Here is a 21,381-nt window from a genome sequence, read left to right as displayed (position 1 = left end):
TAAGAAAAACAAACAAAAAGGCCGTATCGAGGTTAAACTCGTACGGCCAATTTCTAATTTTTTTATACCGCGTACATACGCTCGCGGAGAGCTTTAACTTCTTCGCTCTCCAGGTACTCGTCATATGTCATCATTCTGTCGATCAAGCCGTTTGGCGTGATTTCCATGATGCGGTTAGCGATCGTTTGCACGAACTGATGGTCATGCGAAGTGAACAGGACCGTACAGTCCGTATCTGTCAGACCATTGTTGAGCGCTGTAATGGACTCAAGGTCCAAATGGTTCGTTGGCTCATCCAGGACAAGCACGTTCGCACCGCTCAGCATGATTTTCGACAACATACAACGTACTTTCTCGCCACCAGATAAGACAGTTGCTTTCTTCATCGCATCATCACCAGAGAACAACATACGGCCTAGGAAGCCGCGAATAAACGTTTCATCTGGATCCTTCGAGTATTGACGCAGCCATTCCACGAGGTTCAGCTCAACCCCATCGAAGTAACTTGCATTATCTTTCGGGAAGTAGCCTTGAGTTGTTGTAACGCCCCATTGGTACGTACCTGCATCAGCTTCAAGCTCGCCCATGAGCAGTTGGAAGAGAACCGTTTTCGGAAGGCCGTTAGGACCAACAAATGCGATTTTGTCGCCTTTGTTAACAGCAATCGTCAAGTTATCAATGATTTTCTCACCATCGATTGTCTTCGTCAGACCTTCAACAAGCAAAAGCGATTTACCCGCTTCACGGTCGCCTTTGAAGTTGATGAACGGATATTTACGGTTCGACGGACGAATGTCGTCGAGCGAAATTTTATCCAGCAATTTTTTACGCGAAGTCGCTTGCTTGGACTTCGATTTATTGGCACTGAAACGTTGAATGAAAGCTTGCAGCTCTTTGATTTTATCTTCCTTCTTCTTGTTCTCGCCGCGTTGAAGCGCGAGAGCCAGCTGGCTCGACTCATACCAGAAGTCGTAGTTACCCACATACATTTGGATTTTAGCAAAGTCGATGTCCGCGATGTGCGTACATACCGTATTCAGGAAGTGACGATCATGGCTGACTACGACAACAGTGCCTTCATAGCCGGACAGGAAATCTTCCAGCCAACGGATGGACTCGATGTCCAAATGGTTGGTAGGCTCATCGAGCAGCAGGATGTTCGGTTCGCCGAACAATGCTTGTGCCAGCAAGACGCGGACTTTCTCGTTACCGCCAAGCTCAGCCATCTTCTTGTCATGCAGATCAGGAGTGATACCCAGACCGTTCAGCATTTCAGCTGCTTGCGATTCAGCTTCCCAGCCGTTCATGTCAGCAAATTCAGCTTCAAGCTCGCCTGCGCGCATGCCGTCTTCGTCAGTGAAGTCCGCTTTCGCGTAGAGAGCGTCCTTCTCTTTCATAACGTCATACAGCTTTTTGTGACCCATAATAACTGTTTCAAGTACAGCAAACTCATCGTATTCGAAATGGTTCTGCTTCAATACTGCAAGGCGTTCGCCTGGTGTGATATGAACTTCCCCGCTGGATTGTTCAACCTCGCCGGACAAAATTTTCAGAAACGTCGATTTACCGGCGCCATTTGCACCAATGAGGCCATAGCAGTTGCCAGGCGTGAATTTAATATTTACATCTTCGAACAGAGGCTTCTTCCCGAAGCGAAGTGTTATGCCGCTAGTACTAATCATTTATTTAATCCCGTCCTTCTTTACCATACTCAATTATCTCGAACCATTATACCACAGTCTCCATCGGAAACGAACGTTCAATTGCACCCAGCAGGGGAAAAAGATGAGTGTTTAGCCTCTAATCGCAACAGATCCATTATTTGTTTCTGTAATCGGAGTCATCGCCACTCTCTTGCGCATACGCCACACCGCCATAGCGCTTGCTCCATATAACAGTGCACTTATATAAAACAGGACATTAATCGTCAGCCAGTCGATCAGATAACCGCCAAGCACAACAGCAAGTCCCGAAGCTACCGTTGTCCAGAAGTGATAGGAACCAATAGCGATACCACGTTCGCCTGGCTGCGTATAATCGGCGAGCAGCTGACGTTCACTCATTTTCTGCATCGCATTACAAGTGCCCATAAGAAGCTGAAGAATGAGCACCCATCCGTAAGACATCACCCATGGAAAAGCGATCATTGCGCCCATCATCCCCAAGGAGCTCACAATCAGCAGACTTGTGCTGGACCGATCCAGACGGGGACCAAGCCACTGCGACACCAACGCAGAGCTGATCGTAAATACAGCAAAAGCCAGGCCGTATTTCGAATAGCTGTTACCGAGATTTTTCAGAAACAACAAATAATAAGGATAAATCATCCCTGCAGCAAGTGTTACTATGCTCTGCGACCGGATCAGCCATTTCATATTCACCCGGCTTGCCCTCCCTTGTATTGCTCATAGAACGTATTCATAAACAGCCCGCCCGGATCGTACTTCAGCTTTTCCTGGAAGAACAGCTTATAGTTTGGATACGCCTTCTGGAACTGCATTAGACTCGGATATCCGGCATAAGGCAAATAATACGTGCCTCCCCGCTTTATTGCAGCGTCGATAATTTGTTGAACGGATTGTTCCATATGCTTCTGGCCCTTACTGGATAATGGCACATTGAATAAGCAGACAAGCGCAAACATATCTTCCTTCGCGTACGACAATACGGCTTCATCATCTTGATTCACAAACCTCACGGTAACATTCAACAGATTCAGATTCTCAGCTTGTACAATAGTCCCCATTGCCTTAACGAAGCTTTCGAACTCTTGAACCGGAATAAAATATTCCTGCAGTAAATCACTGCTTCCCGGCTCGTCATACTCCATAAACTGCCACGCCGCCCGCATCGCATTATTGCGGCTGATTAACTCCCCTGACTGCTCGGTAAAATACTTCGTCTGAAGATCCCAAATCAAAGACTTCCCCCAATCAAACGAACGGTTAAACTGGAACAGCAGCTTGCCCGGTGCGACCAACGGTTCACGAATAATCAGCTTGTTATGCTCCTCCAGCGGCTCAGTACGGTCGAGCGTATAGTTTTTCGCAAACATTTTTGTCAGAAAACGATCAGGTGCTACAGATAATCTGGCGATATGCATTCGGATATCCGGATCAGTCCGCACCTTCGCAAGAAAATAATGAACATAGTCAACTGTTGGCATCGTTTCTGTTGTTGAGGAGTATAACTCATCATCATCCAGCAGCAGCGTGACGTCCAGAATAATGCCAAATAAGCCATAACCACCTAAGGCAAGAGGGAACAGCTCAGCATTCTCGCTGCGGCTGACCTGCTTGATCTCCCCATCTGCCATTAGCAGCCGAAAGGACTCCACGCTTTTGATCATCGAACCATTACGAATGTCACGCCCATGCGCATTCACGCTGATTGATCCGCCAACGGTAAACGTATTTTGGGACTGCATCGTGCGGATAGCCAGTCCATAACGATTGACGGCATTCTGAATATCCTCCCATGTTGCACCTGCCTGGACAGTAATCTTCTTCCCCTTTGGATCAATGGACAATATCCGGTTGTAGCTAGTCATATCCACGACGATACCGTCTTTGTAGTAGGTGTGTCCGCCTTGGCTATGCCGCTGCCCCGCAATCGACACCTTCAAATGATGCTCCCTTGCATCCTTCAGCAGATGAATGAGCTGCTCCTCTTCTTTCCCTTGTACGACACGCTCCACCTTCACCGGATGAAGCCGGCTGTAATCTGTCATCAGATACGGATCCTGATCAGCAGCGCTTGTGTTGTAGTACGTGAAAATTCTGAGTGAAATAAGCAGAATCAAGGCGACCGCCTTTTTGACCATCCTTTCACCTCGATCTATCATTCTTGACTCTATTGGAACATTTTTGAAAGTTTGGCGTCAACTCTCTAAGATAGATCGCGGAACGGCAAAAAAAACAGGCTGCCATGTGACATGACAGCCTGTCCTTATTAATCCCAGTTCAGCTTTACTTCATTGCCTGTACGGGACGATTCATATATCGCATCCAGAATACGGCTGTTTGTGTAGCCCGAAAGCGCAGAAGAGATTGGCTCTTTGCCTTCATTGATACATTCAATGAAATGCTTGCTCAATAATACGCGGTCCTCTTCGCCTTCCAGCGGCTCGATAATGCTCTCAACAACCTCGTCACCTTCATGGGTTACAAATTTGCCGTCATTGCCAACGAGTGCAGCACCGCCCTCTTTGCCCATCAGATGGACGAATGGATCTTGGCTCATGCCAGCTGCATGTGCAGCCCAGCTTACTTCAAGTGAAAGCGTTGCGCCATTGTCCAGCTTAATAAGTGCTGTTGCAAGGTCCTCAACGTCATAATAGCCGTCCCAGTTTGGTGTTCCCCAAGTGCCAATTCCGCGGCGCTCTGGACCAAACTCCGCATACGTCGAGCCATAAACGGATACTGGCTTTGGATTACCCATCAGATACAGGGCTAAGTCAAGCATATGAACACCGATATCAATCAGTGGGCCGCCGCCAGCCATATCTTTACGAGTAAACCAGGAGCCCCAGCCCGGAATGCCTTTCTTTCGGAACCAGCCTGTTTTAACATTATAGATTGGGCCGAGATCGCCATTCACAACCCGTTCTTTAATCGCACGGTTAATACCGGTCCAGCGCATTTGCTGTGCCATCATCAGTATTTTGCCAGAAGCCTTCTGTGCTTCGTAGATCGTGCGGGCAGCTTCAGCATCAATAGCCATCGGTTTCTCAAGTAAGACATGCTTGCCCTGCTTCAGTGCTTCGATTGCGAGTGGCGCATGGAATTGGTTCGGAACACCGATAACAACTGCATCGATAGCCGGATCCTCAAGCAGTGCCTGCGGATTCACATGAACGGTCTTAATTCCAAACTCCTCTGCTCTTTGTACCGCAAGCGGCAAATATGCGTCTGTAATCGCGGCTACATAGACCGACTCTGCACCTACCTTTGCGAATGTTTCCAGATGAACTTTACCTATAGCTCCTGCTCCAATAATGCCAAGACGGATTGGTTGACTCATGTTCTCTAGTTCCTCCTAAAATGAATGATTACCTAATTAGGCAATCAATTATATCCATGTATATATTAAGTATAGCTTGAGGGACTTTGTCCGTCATTGCGCTTATTTGGCTTACTCTTGTTCTCGTTTGTTATTTTCGCTCCGTTTCGGGCAGCGCCATGTCTCCCCATGCGGCAGTACCATAACCTTCTTCTCATCGATTCCTCGTTTAACCCGGTCCCGCTCCAGTCGGTCAAGCGCCTCGCGAGGTGTATCATCGGCAAGCTTGAAGGCGCCGTAATGCATTGGCACGAACCACTCAGCTCCGGTATCTTCGAACGCCTGCAGCGCTTCCTCCGGCGTTACATGCTGATCCCCCATGAACCACTCCGGATCATAAGCACCAATCGGCATCAGGGCAATATCTATCTGGAACCGTCGGCCAATCTCCTTGAAGCCTGGAAAATAACCGCTGTCCCCGGCAAAGTAGATCGTTGGGTCAGAAGATTCCTTCTCCACCGGTTCTAGAATCCAGCCTCCCCAGTGGGAGCTGTTCGTGTCCCAAAGATTACGGCGGGTCCAGTGCTGGGAAGGTACAAAGGTAATACGAATCCCATTTATCACAACGGATTCCCACCAGTGCAGTTCTCTTACGTTTGTAAAACCTTTCAGCCTAAGCTTCGAACGAAGCCCTGCGGGTACAAGCAGCTGCTTACGGCCTTGAAGCCGGCGCAGCGATTGAATATGGAGATGATCATAATGGGAATGAGAAATAAGAATGAGATCAACAGGCGGCACATCATCAATCGGTATGCCCGGCGGTGTTAATCTTCGCTGAAAAGCCATCTGCCCCGCCCAGACCGGGTCGGTCATGATGTTCTTGCCAGCTAACTGAATAAGGAAAGAAGAATGCCCCACCCACGTTAAAGCGGGCTCATTTTTATTATGATGCAGGAATTCCAAATCCGGCTTTACGTTAGGAACGGAATAGGAATAATCTTTCGTTTTCACTTTACGAAGACGTTCTTGCCGCTCTAGCCGCCAACGTTGCAATTGCTTCATGGAATTATGCTGCCGAACTGGCTCGCTATTCGTAAATTTCTGATGCCTCAACCGTTCATCCCTCCCGTTTGTCATGTCCTGTACCTTAAAGATACCAAGTTGAGGATGCCGAGGCAACTGCCTCAAGGCTGACTACTTTCTGATTAGGTCTATTCGCACAAGCGGTTTTTTTCATGTACACTATGATTATAATATCGAGTTAGTGAACAGGAGGGCATAATTAAGATGAAACTTATTTCTATAGAACCAACACCAAGTCCAAATTCCATGAAGCTGAATATGGACGAGTCGCTGCCGCGTGGTGTTAGACAATCCTTTACGAAAAAAGAAGCGGAGTCCGCCCCAGAGCCGCTCCGCTCACTTCTTGCCATAGATGGCGTGCGCAGCATCTTCCGCACAGCCGATTTCATTGCCCTCGACCGCGTATCGAATGCGGACTGGGCGCGTATTCTCGCCGATGCAAGAGCACTGCTGCTCGGCGGGGCTGACGGTGACACCGCAGGTGGAGCCGCACTTGCTGCTGAGAGCTACGGCGAAGCACATGTGCTTGTGCAAATGTATCGGGGAATCCCGATGCAGGTGCGCGTGAAGACGGGCGAGCGTGAAGCACGCTCCGCGCTGCCGCAGAAGTTCACCGACGCTGTAACCGAAGCGGCTGGTGCATCCATGATCCGCGAACGGAAGCTCGAGGAATTTGGTGTCCGTTATGGCGAGCTTGAAGAGATTGCTGCCGAGATCGTCAAGGAGCTCGAAGCAGCATATACACCTGAGAGGCTTCAGGAATTGATCGCAGCAGCACAGGTGCAAGGTCCGGGCGAAGAAGCTCTTGCTCCAGCAAGACCGGCACCACTGTCCGCAGTTGAAATCTCAGAGCGTCTGGATTCGCCGGAATGGCAAATCCGCTATGCCGCGCTTGAGCGGATGTCACCGGAGCCGGAGCTGCTTCCGCTGATCGCAAGAGCACTGCATGACGAGAATATGTCGATCCGCCGACTTGCTGTTGTCTACCTTGGTGATCTTCGTACGCCAGAGGCAATGCCATACTTGTTCGAAGCGCTACGTGACAAATCCGTATCTGTGCGCCGTACAGCAGGAGACACGCTGTCCGACTGGGGCGACCCTGCTGCTACCGGCCCGATGATTGAAGCGCTTCGTGATCCAAACAAGCTTGTCCGGTGGCGCGCCGCACGCTTCTTGTATGAAGCCGGTGATGAAAGCGCCGTGGAGGCTCTGCGTGAGGCGGCGAAGGACGCTGAATTCGAGATTCAGCTGCAAGCGCAGATTGCGCTGGAGCGGATTGAACGTGGCGAGGAAGCCGCTGGATCAGTCTGGCAGCAAATGACTGCGGCCCGGAACCGTGAACAGCAATAAGCATCTTAACCAAAAGAGCCGTATCCCAAGCAGACGCTGGGGATACGGCTCTTTTTTACTATTGATAGTCTAACTGAATCTGAACCAGCATCGAACCATCATTGCTGTATGGCTCGTAACGAGCGGAGTATCGTACCGATACATGCGCTGCCTTGAAGGCAGCCGTCAGATCAGCAGCCAGCTGTGAGCCATGGAGATAGCGGAAATGCATACTTGTCTGCTGCTCCATAACCGCCTCACGAATGTCTTGTTCGAGCTCAACAAGGCTTGCTACCGTATGCTCAGGCTCCGTCCATTGAAGACCAATTGCGGTTTTGAGCTTCTCATACACCGAGGCTTTAGCGCTGTCTGTGCTCTCAAGCTTTTTCAGCTCTTCACTATACGAATGGTTCGCCGTTGGATAGGTTTTCACCCATTGATGATCGACATGAATCTCATCATCTGTCTTCAAATAATAATTGTAGCTGATAGTGGATGCGGCCTGCGTCTCTGTACCAGCCTGCTTAACAATAGGATCATCCCATGTTAGATCCAGATGGTACCAATCGCCATTCAACTGCACCATATTCCAAGCATGGTCACCTGTTTTTACTTTGCCTTCTGCAATCAAAACCGGAATTCCGACAGCTTTTAGCATTTTGTAAGCCAGTAGTGAATAACCTTGACATACAGCCGTTCCTGTCGTTAAAGCGTCATAGGCAGTATAATGCTTCAGCGTTTCATCATACTGCAGCTTTTCAATGATCCAGTCGTGGATGGCTTTTACTTTCTGATGCTCATTCATTCCCGGGGTAATAATCTGGGCGATCGCTTTCGTCACTATCTCGTCAACAACGGCCGTTTGCTCCGTTGTCTCGCGATATCTGGCTTCCAGCTTAATTGTCGACAGATTCCCCCAGCTGCGGATTGTATACAAATAGGAGTCAAGAATGTACGCTGTGTAATCATCCTGTGCCAGCGCCAAATTTATCGTATTCTGCAAGCCGTCAGAAAGCTTGTGCTTGTCTCCTTTATATTGCAGTGTAAAATGTTCGGACCTGCTTTGAAATTGCGATGCCAGCTCCTCTTCAAGCTGATCAATCGTGCCGCCTCTTTCTGAGGCTGACGCAAACACAGAGAACAGATCGGATTTCATGTTCAAACCAATTGAAGCAGCAAGAAGCACTGCTACTGCCGTAACTTTCCAACCTGTTTTTCGCATAGGTACCTCCCGTTTGCGGGAATATTAGTGTATTACTCCATTTTATGCGATTCCCTTTTGTGTTAAACACAGCAGTACCTAAAATTTATATAAATGTTATATCTACCTTCATCATAACGCTAATTCTCACTATGGCAAGATAAGATTTCGTTGTTAAATTATTGATAGTTTCGTATAGCTTTCCAATGTAATTGCTGGAGTGGCTTTTCATCATCTTGCTTTTCATAATAGCAATGAATTATAGTAGTAAAGTAATAATTACTAGCAGAATTTATTTATCATATTAAAGATTTCTACACCGTGCTCGGAGGTTGATGCTTTACCGTCAAACACCCCGCAGCACTTTTTCGTCTGTAGCGATGCATGTAAGTTTGAAAATGAACAAAGCTAATTAAATAAGAAGCAAGTTGCGTGCTGTTTACGGTACATCACGAATGCAGCCGTTCATGTTATAAAGCTTACCCTTCGTTATTACATTAAGGAAAAGGGAGACGATTGGTTTTGAGTAACGAAACAGGATGGAAGGCGCTTCTTAATAAGCCGTTTATGGTCTTTTCCATCATCATGATTTTAAAAATGCTTATCGTCTGGATCATCGTATTTGATGGCGGGACCGGAGATATTATCAAAATGCTGCTCACTGGCATTTCATCTATTGGATTTATTTTCTGCTTAATCGAGTCCTTTGCTTATCGGAAGAAATTCATGACCTATTTAATAAGTGACCTTATTCTAACTGCTATTTATTTTGCTGTTATTATGTACTACAAGTATTTCGGCGTTATTGTAACTTATCATGAATTACGTCAAGTCAATCAGGTGGGAGAAGTGAACAGCAGCGTATTCTCGCTGATGGATCCGTATTTCCTGTTTATCTTCACCGATATTGTCGCTTTGTTCATCCTGTTTGCCAGCAAAAAACGTTTCCGTGCATGGAGCCGCACCTTGTCAGTGAAAGGAAAACGGACCTGGTTCGTCGCTGGACAAGTGCTTGCGGTTGCAGCTTGTGCCACAGCTATTATTCCTTATCGCCAAGATATGAATGAGTTCCAGCAAGCGAAAAACATGGGGATCCTGAACTACGAGATCTATGCAACATTTGCTCCATCTAAAGACTTACCAATCAATGCAGAAGAAGTCACACCTGCGATGGTTGAGCAAGAAAAAGGAAGCGCACAGCCCGCGCAGCCTGCCTATTGGGAAGCTGCTAAAGGGAAAAATGTCATTATCATTCAGCTTGAAGCATTCCAGAATTTCTTGATTAACTTAAAAATCGACGGCAAAGAAATTACGCCGAATATGAATAAGCTGGCTGCTGATCATTTCTACTTCCCGCATTTCTTCCAGCAGGTTGGCCAAGGTAATACGGCTGATGCCGAGTTCGTCGTAAATACATCGCTTTATGTTCCGCCAAATGGAGCTGCCTCTGAGGTTTATGCGGATAAAGAACTGCCAAGCATGCCGAAGGCTTTCTCCGCTAACGGCTATCAGACTGCATCCTTCCATACAAATAATGTTATGTTCTGGAATCGCGATCAGCTGTATAAGGCGATTGGCTGGGACAAATATTATGATGACACCTTCTTTGGTAAAGAGGATCCTGTTGCTTTTGGCCCTTCTGATGAAGTGCTTTATGCCAAATCAGCCGATGAGCTCGCTCGTATGCAGCAAACCGGCCAGCCGTTCTATGTACAGCTCATTTCCATGTCCGGCCATCATCCATTCCGTATTCCTGAAAGCAAGTATAAAATGGAGCTGCCGGAGCGTTATAAAGATACACTTGTTGGCGATTATATCGAATCCCAAAACTACGCTGACTACGCGCTTGGCCAATTTATTGACGAGCTTAAGAAAAATGGCGTTTGGGACAACAGCGTTATCGTCTTGTACGGTGATCACCAAGGCTTGCCGATCTACTCGCTCAACAACGATGAGAAAAAGCTGATGAAAGAAATTTACGGCCGTGATTATACACTGCCTGATATGATGAACATCCCGCTTATTATGTCTGTGCCTAATGAGCAGCATCAAGTGTTTAATCAAGTTGGCGGACAATCGGATATTTTCCCGACTATATCTAACCTGATGGGCGTATCCATTAAAGATCAAGTCCACTTCGGACAGGATCTGCTGAATCATACAAGCAACATCTTGCCTCAACGTTATTATCTGCCTTCCGGTTCGTTTATCTCGGATCTAGGCGCATTTGTACCAGGCTCCGGTTATGCGGATGGAATCACTTATCCGTTAGCAGGCGGACCTGTAACAACTCCGCAGGATACAGAGGACACGTATACGAGAGCACACAGACTGATCAGTATGTCTGACGAATATGTCGCCTCTCTTCCAGAATGGGATAAGAAAGTAGTTAAATCGGAGGACGATGATAAGCAGGTTGCATCAAGCAAATAAACAGTTAAACAAAAAAGGCCTTGCGGGGATTGTACCTGCAAGGCCTTTTGGCTTTTGTATCACACTACATCATATTAACTTCGCGAATTTTCTCGAGCGGGATTTTTGGTTTGCGATCTGCAGTCAAAAGACCGTTAACCTCCTGCTGAACATCAGTAATTTGGGTATAGCAATAGCCTACGATGTAATCCTGGTCCTTAATCGCCTGATGGATATTACGGAACCGATTCAGGAATGCATCATCGGATGTGACCTGATTGCCATATCCCCACCCTGCTTCCGTCTGGAAGGCGATACCGCCAAACTCGCTGACGATAACCGGCTGTCCTTTATATTCGTACCCATCTGCAAAAGCATATTTCCAGTGGTTGAATGATATCTCGTTGTTCAGAAGCTCATCCTTATTACTGTAACGCTTCTCGAACTCTTCCTTTGTCTCCACATAATCATGGAGCGTTAGAATATCCGATACGGTATGCTCCCAGCCATCATTCGTAATAACCGGACGGTATGGATCAAAGCTTTTCGTCAGATGATAGATGGCTTCGGTAAACTTCTGCTGCTTCTTGTCCTTCTTAATGTTCATGACACCCCAGGATTCATTAAACGGTACCCAAGTGATGATAGAAGGATGATTGTACTGCTGACGTACAACCTCCATCCACTCATTGGTGAACTTATGAACGGCGTTGTCATTAAATTCAAAGGTCGCAGCCATCTCCGACCAAACAAGCAGGCCTTTAACATCACACCAGTACAGGAAGCGTGCGTCTTCTACCTTCATATGCTTACGGACACCGTTGTAGCCCATCGCTATAATGAGATCAATATCCTCAATCAGCGCTTCCTCCGATGGAGGCGTCAGATGGCTTTCCGGCCAATAGCCCTGATCCAAAATAAGACGCTGATACAAAGGCGCATTATTAAGCAAAATACGTCCTTTATCGATCGAAATCTTTCTCATGCCAAAGTACGAATAGACATGGTCCAGCTTGGTGTCATCCTTGTACAATATAAATTCAACATCGTACAAATTCGGATGCTGCGGCGACCAGTGGCTATGCATCCAAGGTCCGTTCATTTCATGAACCAGATCGGCATCCAGCTGCAGCCAAGGGCGGTCGATGCTTAGGCTCATACGCTTTACTGGCTTGCCCTTCAGGCTGATGATCGTCTCAAGACGAATGTCAGCCTGCGAGAAGTCACCTTCTACCTGATATTCAAAACGAACCGTACGAGAATCAATATCCGGCGTCATCTTAACAGAGTCTACACGGACGGGCGCTACAAATTCCATCCATACCGATTGCCAGATTCCCGTTGTCTGTACATAGAAGCATTCAAAGTTATCCTTCACCCAGCGCTGCTTGCCGCGTGGCTGTGTAGCATCCATGCTGTCTTCTACTTTTACCGTGAGCTGATTCGCTTCGCCAACTGTGATATACGGCGTAATATCAAAGGAAAATGCCGCATAGCCGCCTTGATGGGAGCCAACGTAGGAGCCGTTAATCCATATTTTCGCGATGTAGTCAACGGCCTGGAAATGCAGCAGCACTCTTGAGTCTTCCACATCTGCCGGAATTTCTAAGGTACGGTTGTACCAAACATAAGGATGATGACTTTCGTCACCAATCCCGCTAGCCTGTGTTTCGTAAGTAAAAGGTACATTGATTTTCAAATCACCAGTGAATGCAGCGGGCAAATGAGTCTCGCCGGTATTCGCGTCATCAAAGGCAAAATTCCATTCCCCGTTTAGATCAACCCATTGCTCGCGAACGAATTGCGGCCGTGGGTAATTTTTGATATACATTTTTGTTGTCATACAGCTTCTCTGCTCCCTGTCACGCTTTTATATTGCTGCGTTGTATTTATGAAATTATTTATGAAAAAATTTAATTATCATTTAATTATCAGTTGTTACTGTCATATTGCTGAACAGCCAGCCTGACGAGCTTGTTCTTAGACCTACCCTGCCATGCAGAAATGCGTTCCGGTCTGTCCATTCCAGCAGCGGCTCCTTCTGCTTACCGTCATACACGCTGATCTTGGCACCGTCCAGCTTGACTCTAAGTGCTCTGGCTTTGCCGTTCTCCAGCTCCAGCACACCTGAAGTCAGCTCCTGATTCACTTCATAGTTGATTTTCCGCAGGATGATTCTGCCGTTACGCAGAGCAAGCTCATAACCGATGAAAGAATCAGCTACCTGATCACGGAATGAAGATTCCATCGTTGTCCGCAGCAGGATCGAAGCTTCACCTTCCGCTGTATCAGTCTGTGTAACCTCGACACCAACCTCCATGTCCGTCCAGCGGGTATCTCCGCCGAAGATCATGGCATTATTGCCGTCCAGCAGCAGTCCAGTCGTCCCGTTATCTTCCTGCCAATCTCCAAAGGTTGAATCCGGGTCGAAGCTGACCTCCTGCTTCCCTTTGGATATAGCTGCTTCACTCGTTTCTATGAACCGGATGTTTGGACTACCTTTCCCGTTCGTGACGGTTAGCCACTGCAGACCTTGCTTTAATGAGAATTGACCAAGCGGAACCTTCATCCATTCTGAAGAGTCATCCTCCGTTACGAATGCCTCCGCCTTCAGCTTCACAGACCGTTTCACACCACCCGCCTCGACCTCAAGCGTCGAGCCAACTGAAGCATCGGATACCATCGCTGCGATGGTATAGTCACCATCCGCGCGTACATTTACCGGGAAGGAAAGCTCAGCATCAGGGCCAGTGAGCTCAGCCGAATAGCTGCCGTCTGGTGTACCTTCTTGATGAATCGTAATACCTTCCTCACCAATCGATGTTGCATGAACTGCCTCCATCGTACCTGGCACTTGCTTAATCGCTTTATTGTCGCTGCTGCCGCCCGCTTCATTGGCGAACGCTGTGTAATGAAGCTCCGGCGTAAGTCCGCCTTTCCAGGCATAACCGATCCGTCCAGCTTTCGCCGTCAGTTGCTTATTGTCGATAAGCAATAATCCGTCCCAATACACTCTCGTACCGTTCTGGTCGGCTTCTACCCGAAGCGTATGCAGCTTGGCTAAGTCCATGCCTTCAGGTAATGCTGCCTGCTGCAGCACCTCATCTGCTGCTGTATCCCGTAAGGCAATCGATTGGCTGCCCGGATCAATGCGAACACTGCGGTAATTGTCTTCATCGGTATAGGAGAAGATCGTTTCTAATTCACCAGCTGCCTTTGAAGCCTGCCCTTTGTCCAAGACTACGTTGTACTCCGCAGTAAACCGGTCTTCCGTCGACGTTTTGCTCAACCAAGCTGCATCTGCTCTTGAAACTTTCACCGATTCCCACTGCTCTGTCTCCGGAATATCGCCAAGCGAATCCCAAAAGGCCGGAAGCGGTGGAGCTGGAGCAGACATGCCATGCGTGGGACCAAGCACCGACATTTTATCGCCGTTGAACGTCAGCCGATCCATATTGAGCTTTCTGACTGGCGGCCCTTCAGCCGATTTGCCTGCCAAATTGTGATAAACGATGTAATAAGCGTCCATATCAGGGCCAAGTACAGTCGCACTGTGGCCAAGTCCGTTAAAATCTCTATCTGTTGAAATAATAATAGGATTATTGTCAGGTATCGTATAAAGGCCGTTTGGCGACTCATGTCCCACCGCGTAGTTCACACGGTAACCCTTGGAGAATACATGGTTGCCGGTATAAGTCATAAAATAAGTACCATTTCGCTTAATAATCATCGAGCCTTCCGTCCAATGCCCAAGGGAAGTATTCAGCTTGTCACCCGCATCCATCGTATAAGGGGCACTCATACTGCTGGCCATAATCCCACCGGATTCCGCATGGGTAAAATACCATTTGGCATCATCATCGATGAAGACGGAACCGTCTATGGTCAGGCCGAGATTCTCAGTCTCCACAGTGAAAGGTCCTGTTGGACTGTCGCTGCGCAGTACATAATGCCCTTTCCCCGCAGGTGAGGTGTACATATAGAAGGAGCCGTTCCAATAGACTACCTCCGGTGCATAAGCACCTTCAGTGAGAGGATCTTCCGTTACCAGCCCTTCATAGCTCCAATTGACCAAGTCATCGGAGCTCCAGGCTTTTATGCCAACCCGCCAATCTTTGGTGCTGCAGTACAGATAATATTTGCCGTTGTACCGGAGCACATAAGGATCACCAATACCGTAATCCTCCCATTCCTGGTCGAGTGTCATTGGATTCTGAAAGGAGCGGTCCATGGTTACGGTCCCTCTAGCCTTCACTTGATCTTGATCTTGATCCTGCTTCTGCGTCATCATCCATATCCCCCCTCCTCCTGCTGCCAGTACAACCGCGATGCCAATGCCGATCAATGATCGTTTCATTTGCGATGCGCTCATGTGATTACCCCTTAATGCCGCTGATTGCCATCGATTCAATAAAGTAGCGCTGCGCCATAAAGAACACGATAACAACCGGTACAAGCGCAACCACCGATGCCGCCATCAGAGACGGGTAGTTCGAGGTGGAGATATAGTTGGACTGCATACTTGCGATAAGCACCTGAATCGTTTGACGCTCTGGCGTATGCAAGTAAATAAGCGGACCCATAAAGTCATTCCAGATACCCATAAAACCAAGTGCTGCCTGCGCGGCAATTGCGGGCTTCGCGATTGGCAGCGCAACCGTTGTAAAGGTACGGAAATATCCGCAGCCGTCGATTTTGGCCGCATCAATCAGATCGTTTGGGATAGCCCCCTGCATAAACTGCCGGAAGAAGAAGATCGTTACGATATTACCGAATAAGCCCGGTACGATCAGAGGGGCAAGCGTATCGACCCAGCCCAGCTCGGAGAAGCCGATATATTGCGGAATCATAACGACTGAGTACGGGATCATCATTGTTCCGAGCAGAGCCATAAAGATCCATTCCTTGAATGGAAATTCAAACTTGGAGAACGCATATGCGGCCATTGCTGCCACAAACAAGCCGACAGTCAGTACGCATACTACGACGATGGCACTGTTCATAAACCCATATAAGAGAGGTGCCTTCGACCAAACATCCTTATAGTTGAGCCAAGTCGACGGATTAGGAATCCATTGCGGCGGAACATCAAACACATGCTTCTGTGTTTTAAGCGAAGTCGATACTGTCCATGCAAGAGGGCCCAGCATAATAACGGATCCCGCAAGCAGCAGCACGAAAATAATTGTATCTATAAGACGGCGTTGATTGGCCATAGCGTAGGGGCCTCCTAATCCTGATACACCCACCGCTTGGACAAGCGGAATTGTACCAAAGTAATGATAAATATAAGGATGCCAAGCACCCAGGCTACCGAGCTTGCATAACCCATGTTGAAATATTTGAACGCTTCTTGGAAAATGTAATACACAATTGTCGCACCGCTGTATTCAGGACCTCCATCAGCAGCCAGTATGTACATCTGACTAAACGATTGGAAGGTGCCGATAATACCCATAACAACAACGTAGAAATGAATCGGCGACAAAAGTGGAAGCGTAATATGCTTGAATTGATGCCAACGGGTAGCCCCGTCAACTTCTGCTGCCTCGTAATAGGTAGAAGAAATGCCCTGGAGACCGGCCAGATACAGCACCATTGTGCCGCCTACACCGCCCCATAATCCCATAATAATGAAGGATGGTTTTACCCAATTCGGATCGCCCAGCCAGTTCGGCCCCTGTGTTCCGAATATTTTCCAAATAAACTCGTTAACCAGACCGTAATCATAGTTCAGCATCCACTGCCACAAGAGTGAAACGGCAATAATAGGTGAGATGACTGGGATATAATAGATCGTCCTGAAAATCGAAATCCCTGAAAGCTTGCGGTTCATCATGATAGCCAGAATCATCGAAATAACCATGCCAACCGGGATGCCAAGAAGCAGGAAGAACGTGTTGTACAAGGACTTATAGAACTTCTCGTCATTAAACATATAGTTGAAATTATCAGCCCCGACAAACTTCGATGGCGTCAGCATATCCCAGGACATAAAGCTAAGCCCAAACGAAGTGAGCAGCGGTGCCAGCCCAAAGATCAGAAATCCGAGAACGGGCGGCATAACGAATATAAGAGACCAGATCATTTCTTTGCGCCGGTATCCGACTTTTGTATTCTTCATTATTAATCCTCCCTGGCCGAAGGTGAGAAGGGCAAAGACGATGAATGATCATCTTTGCCCCACTGCCTCAGCAAGTTCAACCTGCTTTACTTATTGCTTTCGTCATACAGCTTTTGAAGCTTCGGCTGCTCAGCTTTCACAAATTCAGCTGCGCTTTGCTTGCCGTTCCAGACAACGCTTGCATCCTGCCAGAACGTATCAAGCCATTTCGTGTTTTTCGAGCTGTTCTCAATTGGAGGACGGCCGTAATCGGAAATAATATCAAGGAATACTTGGCGGTTCTCTGGTTTTTTGTCCATTTGCAGGAACTCGCCTTTTGCCATATCTATCAAGTTTGGTACCGCTTGGCCAAGCTCATAGTTTTGTTTTTGTGATTCTTGATCAAGGCTGAGGTAAGCAGCAAGGCGGAAGGCATCGTCAGGGAACTCTGTTTTGTCCGATACAACAAAACCAAGTGATCCAAGCCATGTTGCTGTTTTACCTGTGTTCGGGCTAGCTGGCCATGCTGCGATATCCCAGTTGAATGGCAGATCCCAGAAGCCTGGCTGATCCCATGGTCCCATTGGGAACATCGCGATTTTGCCAGCTACGAAACGTGCATAGCCATTTTGTGCTTTCTCGTCATCCGGGGAAGGACTTACTTTATTAACAAGGCTAAGGTCAGCAACAAATTGCATTGCTTGCGCAAATTCAGGAGTGTCGATAGTGATGGTTCCTTTGCCGTCTGTCCAGTCGCCGCCATTTGCCCATACAGCAGATTCAGTGGAGTAACCAGCAACACCAAAGGTATCAATTTTACCGCGATCATTAGCAACGGTCAGTTTCTTCGCATCGGCAATCATATCGTCCCAAGTGTACTCGCCTGCTTTGGCACTTGGATAAGGAAGACCTGCTTTGTCGAACAAATCTTTGTTATAAGCAAACGTCCATGGGCCAACGTCTTTCGGCAAGCCATAAATGTCGCCTTGGCCAGTTGTTGTGCCGTCAAAACGATAACGGTCCAGCCCTGCTGGCCATACATTGGTTTGGTCAACCAGGCTGCTCGAATCCAGCATCGGCTGCAGGTTTTTCAGAACGCCGCTGGCTACGAGCTTGTTAAAGTTCGCGCCACCTGCGTAGAACACATCCGGTGTCTTTTTCGCTGCAATCAGCGTATCAAGCTTTTGATAATATTCAGCTGAAGGTACTACTGTGTACTTCACCTTTTTGTTCGGGTATTTCTTCATATAAGCATCGATCAGCTTTTGGAAAACAGCTTTCTCCGTATCGCCGCCCCAGCCCATAAATTCGATACTGGACTTCGCATCAGCACCGCCATCCGTAGCTGCGTTTGTTGCACCTGTATTCGTAGAATCCTGCTCTGCTGCTGCATTGCTGTTGTTTTTACTGTTGTTCGTGTTTTCCTTGCTGCCACCGTTATTGGAACTGCAGCCTGCCAGCACGATAATGAGGCAAAGCATTGCGGCCATCCATACCTTACCGTTTTTCCATGTCGCCATTTGTTACTTCCCCCTTCATAATGAATGAACGATTCCCCGTAACCCCTAACCCCTAAACAGATAAGTTTTGATCCGTATGTACAGTCCGATCGGCCCCCGCTAGCGTTCCTTAAATCAGGCTCGATTAAACCGACATATTTTTTAATTTGTTACAACTTATTTGTTTATAAACAAAATATACAATCGCTCAATCATAATGTCAACGCTTTCTTTCAATAAATCTGTATCATTCAATAAAAAAGTTCCAGATGCCTGTGTTCCCACAAAACATCTGAAACAATTGGACAATCTATCCCATTTATTCGTATTGCATTCGCATGATGATGCCCTGCGCATAATCGCCAAATGATTTACCGAACAAATTCATACCACCTTGATGTTTAGCGTCCTGCTTCAAACCAATACGGAAAGTGATATATGGCTTCTGATCCAGATTCAAATCACGGAGTGTGGTCAATGAGCTTTTATCGTTGTCGACCGTACTGCGGCTTTCGTCCACTGCCCATGTCTTAAGCAGACCATGCTGGGTACTGGAATCATTCCACCACGGTGGATTCAGCTTGCCCCGATGATCTCCGAAATCGCCCGGCGAAATCCAGGAGCCTACCTCTACATCATTCACCCAGACTGTAATTTCGGAAGGCCAGTCATTATTATAGTTCGGCGCTTCCGAGCATAATTCGAGCGAGAACTCGATTGACTTCACCTTCGCGCCTGCCGGAACCTTCTTCGGAAACCGGTACTCGATCCAGCCCTTGCGGAACCAGATAATCTCTGCCGTCCGGCTGTCCGGATGATAGAAGTTATCCGGCTCGTCCTCCGTAAACAGCATACCTGTCGTATTTGCCATTCCGCAGGTCGGTAGGATATCAAAGTTGATGAAATGGCCAATCGGCATTTCAACTTCAACGGCTTTGCTCGTATTCTGGTAAAAGGCAATTGGATTAAGTATCATGCGCACATCATCGAAATTACGGCTGCACACTTTCATCGCTCCGCGTGAAGCCGGCTGCAGTTCGGTTAAGATCAGCTCCGCTTCCTCAAGCACCTTCACATTGGTCGCCGCTGTGGAGACCGGAATATGAAGGGCTTCGGCAATTTCGATAATGTTCAAATTCGGTTTGGCAAGCAGCAGCTTTATGATGCCGATTCTTGTATGTGTACTGAGAGCATGCGCGACCTTTACGAGACGATCGGGCTCGTCTATCGTTAATTCTAACAACGCAAAGTCCCTTCTTCCTCTTATCTGATAAGTTTCTTACAATAAGATTAGCGCGATCAGCCTGATTTGTCCAGTTTAATTGTAACAAAATATAATTTATTTTTTGTTACAGATTTATTGGATGATAAAATTTTAACTGGCCAGGATAGAGCTATGCTGGATTATATCCAGTATAATTCATTGCAAATGAGCGACAGATTAAGCTGTATTGGATTTAATACAGTAGAATTAGCTCTATTTGAATGATATAACCTTTTACCATGAAATCTACTGGATGAAATCCAATATAGCTGTTTATCTTTTTAGCTAGATCCTGCTCCTGCTGGAAAGAATCCAACGTAAAAAGCCTGACATAGAAAGAGGGTTGTCCCGTAAGTCATCTTTATGACTTATGGGACAGCCCTTTTTATTTTTCATATGGAGCTTTAAGTTGTTTTAGCTCTTCGGCTACTTGTTTCGCCTCTTCTATAGTACTGGCAGGAGAACTGACAACCAGTTCAGATGCGCCATCATAGCTTTCTGAAGTTATAAGCTTATAAATCACAGGGTCTGTTACCTCAAAGGATAATCTTAAACTTTTATGATCAAAAAACCCCTGACCTATAGAAGTTCGTGTTGCGCCTTCGTAAAATCTTAAACTGAATCCATTCGTGATCATAACATTTTCGAGCTTGATATTGTCCCCTAACGTTAATGTACCGATGAAACTATAATTCCGCTTATCATAATGCCCGTCCAGAGTAAGCCTAGTCTCTTGATTAAATTTATCACCGTATATAATTGCAGGATTGTCGATGTGTATTTTCTGATAGGGATCCGTGCAGCCTGTCATAGAGAGAGCGATAAAAAGTGAAATGACTAATATAGTATAAAGGCTTCTCAGCAAAACCACTTCCTTTTCTCATTAGTATTGTAGGTCAGCACTCCATTCTTATTCATCTAAAATTAGTAGCTTTACAATTATAACGAATCCTCATATCGTTATTTAGTTGATTAGAAGCAGAGCAGGGCGCTTTGGCGGACAATAGCGATATGAGGATTCATTAGCAAACCTAGCACTTAACATAATAACGCATAACCATCCTATGAAGTTCCATTTATAGTTGAAATCATCCATCCTTACTAGTTATACAAAAAAATAAAAGGCCGCGATATACGCGACCTTTTTTGTCTAGAACTTTACCCACGCTTCAGCAAATCAAGCCGAATCGGCGTAAACGTATCTAGCAGTGCGGAAGGCTCCAAAGCCTTCGCGCCATGCAGGGCGTTGCTTGGGATATAGATCGTTTCCCCTTGCTTGATGACCGTTACGGTACCGTCGATTGTGAAAGCCATCGCTCCTTGTAGGCAATAGGACATCTGCTCATGCGGATGCCGATGCTCGTAGCCTTCTGCTCCGCTCTCGAAGTGGACCTCCATCATCATAAGACCACCCTCAGCGCACAAGATTTTACGTTTCACACCTGGCTCAGCTGCTTCCCATACTCCAATGTTACTCATGAACGCATCA

16 protein-coding genes are annotated in these 21,381 nt (G+C 47.1%); 2 read left to right on the top strand and 14 right to left on the bottom strand.

Features of this window, described 5'->3' with window-relative positions; genetic code table 11:
* Positions 1-62 precede the first annotated feature (62 nt).
* The 5 genes from FHS17_RS16160 to FHS17_RS16140 all read right to left on the bottom strand — a co-directional run bounded on the left by FHS17_RS16160 (position 63) and on the right by FHS17_RS16140 (position 6,063).
* Complete coding sequence (locus tag FHS17_RS16160) at positions 63-1,682, bottom strand: ABC-F family ATP-binding cassette domain-containing protein (RefSeq protein WP_167279421.1); 1,620 nt, start codon at positions 1,680-1,682, stop codon at positions 63-65.
* A 111-nt stretch (positions 1,683-1,793) separates the two neighbouring features.
* Positions 1,794-2,375, bottom strand: a complete 582-nt coding sequence (locus tag FHS17_RS16155) for an MFS transporter (RefSeq protein WP_208420428.1) — start codon at positions 2,373-2,375, stop codon at positions 1,794-1,796.
* A 2-nt stretch (positions 2,376-2,377) separates the two neighbouring features.
* The gene (locus FHS17_RS16150) at positions 2,378-3,823 is read right to left on the bottom strand and encodes an FAD-binding oxidoreductase (protein WP_167279419.1); all 1,446 of its coding nucleotides are present in this window, start codon (positions 3,821-3,823) and stop codon (positions 2,378-2,380) included.
* Positions 3,824-3,951: 128 nt separating this feature from the next.
* Entirely contained in the window at positions 3,952-5,022 is a 1,071-nt protein-coding gene (locus FHS17_RS16145) for a Gfo/Idh/MocA family protein (protein ID WP_167279418.1), read from the bottom strand.
* 111 nt (positions 5,023-5,133) lie between these two features.
* Entirely contained in the window at positions 5,134-6,063 is a 930-nt protein-coding gene (locus FHS17_RS16140; protein WP_243865401.1) for an MBL fold metallo-hydrolase, read from the bottom strand.
* Positions 6,064-6,288: 225 nt separating this feature from the next.
* Here FHS17_RS16140 and FHS17_RS16135 point away from each other — a divergent pair, with 225 nt between their 5' ends.
* Positions 6,289-7,434, top strand: a complete 1,146-nt coding sequence (locus FHS17_RS16135) for a virulence factor (protein WP_167279416.1) — start codon at positions 6,289-6,291, stop codon at positions 7,432-7,434.
* A 58-nt stretch (positions 7,435-7,492) separates the two neighbouring features.
* On the opposite strand, the gene FHS17_RS16130 is transcribed toward FHS17_RS16135, so the two are convergent.
* On the bottom strand, positions 7,493-8,635 hold the full coding sequence (locus FHS17_RS16130) for a transglutaminase domain-containing protein (protein ID WP_167279415.1): 1,143 nt from the start codon (positions 8,633-8,635) through the stop codon (positions 7,493-7,495).
* Between the two features lie 546 nt (positions 8,636-9,181).
* Here FHS17_RS16130 and FHS17_RS16125 point away from each other — a divergent pair.
* On the top strand, positions 9,182-11,047 hold the full coding sequence (locus tag FHS17_RS16125; protein ID WP_415639851.1) for an LTA synthase family protein: 1,866 nt from the start codon (positions 9,182-9,184) through the stop codon (positions 11,045-11,047).
* Between the two features lie 64 nt (positions 11,048-11,111).
* On the opposite strand, the gene FHS17_RS16120 is transcribed toward FHS17_RS16125, so the two are convergent.
* The 8 genes from FHS17_RS16120 to FHS17_RS16085 form a co-directional block, all read right to left on the bottom strand.
* Entirely contained in the window at positions 11,112-12,869 is a 1,758-nt protein-coding gene (locus FHS17_RS16120) for a glycoside hydrolase family 2 protein (protein ID WP_167279413.1), read from the bottom strand.
* Between the two features lie 81 nt (positions 12,870-12,950).
* Positions 12,951-15,398, bottom strand: coding sequence for a glycoside hydrolase family 43 protein (locus FHS17_RS16115; protein WP_167279412.1), 2,448 nt, complete (start codon positions 15,396-15,398; stop codon positions 12,951-12,953).
* A 4-nt stretch (positions 15,399-15,402) separates the two neighbouring features.
* Positions 15,403-16,242 carry a carbohydrate ABC transporter permease gene (locus tag FHS17_RS16110; protein ID WP_167279411.1) on the bottom strand — a complete coding sequence of 280 codons (840 nt, stop codon included), beginning with the start codon at positions 16,240-16,242 and terminating at the stop codon, positions 15,403-15,405.
* A gap of 14 nt (positions 16,243-16,256) precedes the next feature.
* Positions 16,257-17,150 carry a carbohydrate ABC transporter permease gene (locus FHS17_RS16105; protein WP_167279410.1) on the bottom strand — a complete coding sequence of 298 codons (894 nt, stop codon included), beginning with the start codon at positions 17,148-17,150 and terminating at the stop codon, positions 16,257-16,259.
* Positions 17,151-17,236: 86 nt separating this feature from the next.
* Entirely contained in the window at positions 17,237-18,649 is a 1,413-nt protein-coding gene (locus FHS17_RS16100) for an ABC transporter substrate-binding protein (RefSeq protein WP_167279409.1), read from the bottom strand.
* 298 nt (positions 18,650-18,947) lie between these two features.
* Entirely contained in the window at positions 18,948-19,871 is a 924-nt protein-coding gene (locus tag FHS17_RS16095) for an ArsR/SmtB family transcription factor (protein WP_167279408.1), read from the bottom strand.
* Positions 19,872-20,277: 406 nt separating this feature from the next.
* A complete protein-coding gene (locus FHS17_RS16090) occupies positions 20,278-20,763 on the bottom strand; it encodes a hypothetical protein (RefSeq protein WP_167279407.1) in 486 nt (161 codons plus the stop codon).
* A 287-nt stretch (positions 20,764-21,050) separates the two neighbouring features.
* A complete protein-coding gene (locus FHS17_RS16085) occupies positions 21,051-21,371 on the bottom strand; it encodes a cupin domain-containing protein (RefSeq protein ID WP_167279406.1) in 321 nt (106 codons plus the stop codon).
* Between the last annotated feature and the right edge of the window lie 10 nt (positions 21,372-21,381).

The sequence above is a fragment of the Paenibacillus lupini genome (genome assembly GCF_011761355.1).
GTDB classification, from domain to species: Bacteria; Bacillota; Bacilli; order Paenibacillales; family Paenibacillaceae; genus Pristimantibacillus; species Pristimantibacillus lupini.
This window is presented reverse-complemented; position numbering and strand designations above follow the sequence as displayed.

What these genes read in the sequence shown, in the direction of transcription:
- FHS17_RS16160 (WP_167279421.1), bottom strand. Translation starts at nt 1,682, where the DNA reads ATGATTAGTACTAGCGGCATAACACTTCGCTTCGGGAAGAAGCCTCTG.
- FHS17_RS16085 (WP_167279406.1), bottom strand. Translation starts at nt 21,371, where the DNA reads ATGAGTAACATTGGAGTATGGGAAGCAGCTGAGCCAGGTGTGAAACGT.
- FHS17_RS16150 (WP_167279419.1), bottom strand. Translation starts at nt 3,823, where the DNA reads ATGGTCAAAAAGGCGGTCGCCTTGATTCTGCTTATTTCACTCAGAATT.
- FHS17_RS16125 (WP_415639851.1), top strand. Translation starts at nt 9,182, where the DNA reads ATGGTCTTTTCCATCATCATGATTTTAAAAATGCTTATCGTCTGGATC.
- FHS17_RS16100 (WP_167279409.1), bottom strand. Translation starts at nt 18,649, where the DNA reads ATGGCGACATGGAAAAACGGTAAGGTATGGATGGCCGCAATGCTTTGC.
- FHS17_RS16120 (WP_167279413.1), bottom strand. Translation starts at nt 12,869, where the DNA reads ATGACAACAAAAATGTATATCAAAAATTACCCACGGCCGCAATTCGTT.
- FHS17_RS16105 (WP_167279410.1), bottom strand. Translation starts at nt 17,150, where the DNA reads ATGAAGAATACAAAAGTCGGATACCGGCGCAAAGAAATGATCTGGTCT.
- FHS17_RS16115 (WP_167279412.1), bottom strand. Translation starts at nt 15,398, where the DNA reads ATGAGCGCATCGCAAATGAAACGATCATTGATCGGCATTGGCATCGCG.
- FHS17_RS16110 (WP_167279411.1), bottom strand. Translation starts at nt 16,242, where the DNA reads ATGGCCAATCAACGCCGTCTTATAGATACAATTATTTTCGTGCTGCTG.
- FHS17_RS16140 (WP_243865401.1), bottom strand. Translation starts at nt 6,063, where the DNA reads ATGAAGCAATTGCAACGTTGGCGGCTAGAGCGGCAAGAACGTCTTCGT.
- FHS17_RS16135 (WP_167279416.1), top strand. Translation starts at nt 6,289, where the DNA reads ATGAAACTTATTTCTATAGAACCAACACCAAGTCCAAATTCCATGAAG.
- FHS17_RS16130 (WP_167279415.1), bottom strand. Translation starts at nt 8,635, where the DNA reads ATGCGAAAAACAGGTTGGAAAGTTACGGCAGTAGCAGTGCTTCTTGCT.
- FHS17_RS16145 (WP_167279418.1), bottom strand. Translation starts at nt 5,022, where the DNA reads ATGAGTCAACCAATCCGTCTTGGCATTATTGGAGCAGGAGCTATAGGT.
- FHS17_RS16155 (WP_208420428.1), bottom strand. Translation starts at nt 2,375, where the DNA reads ATGAAATGGCTGATCCGGTCGCAGAGCATAGTAACACTTGCTGCAGGG.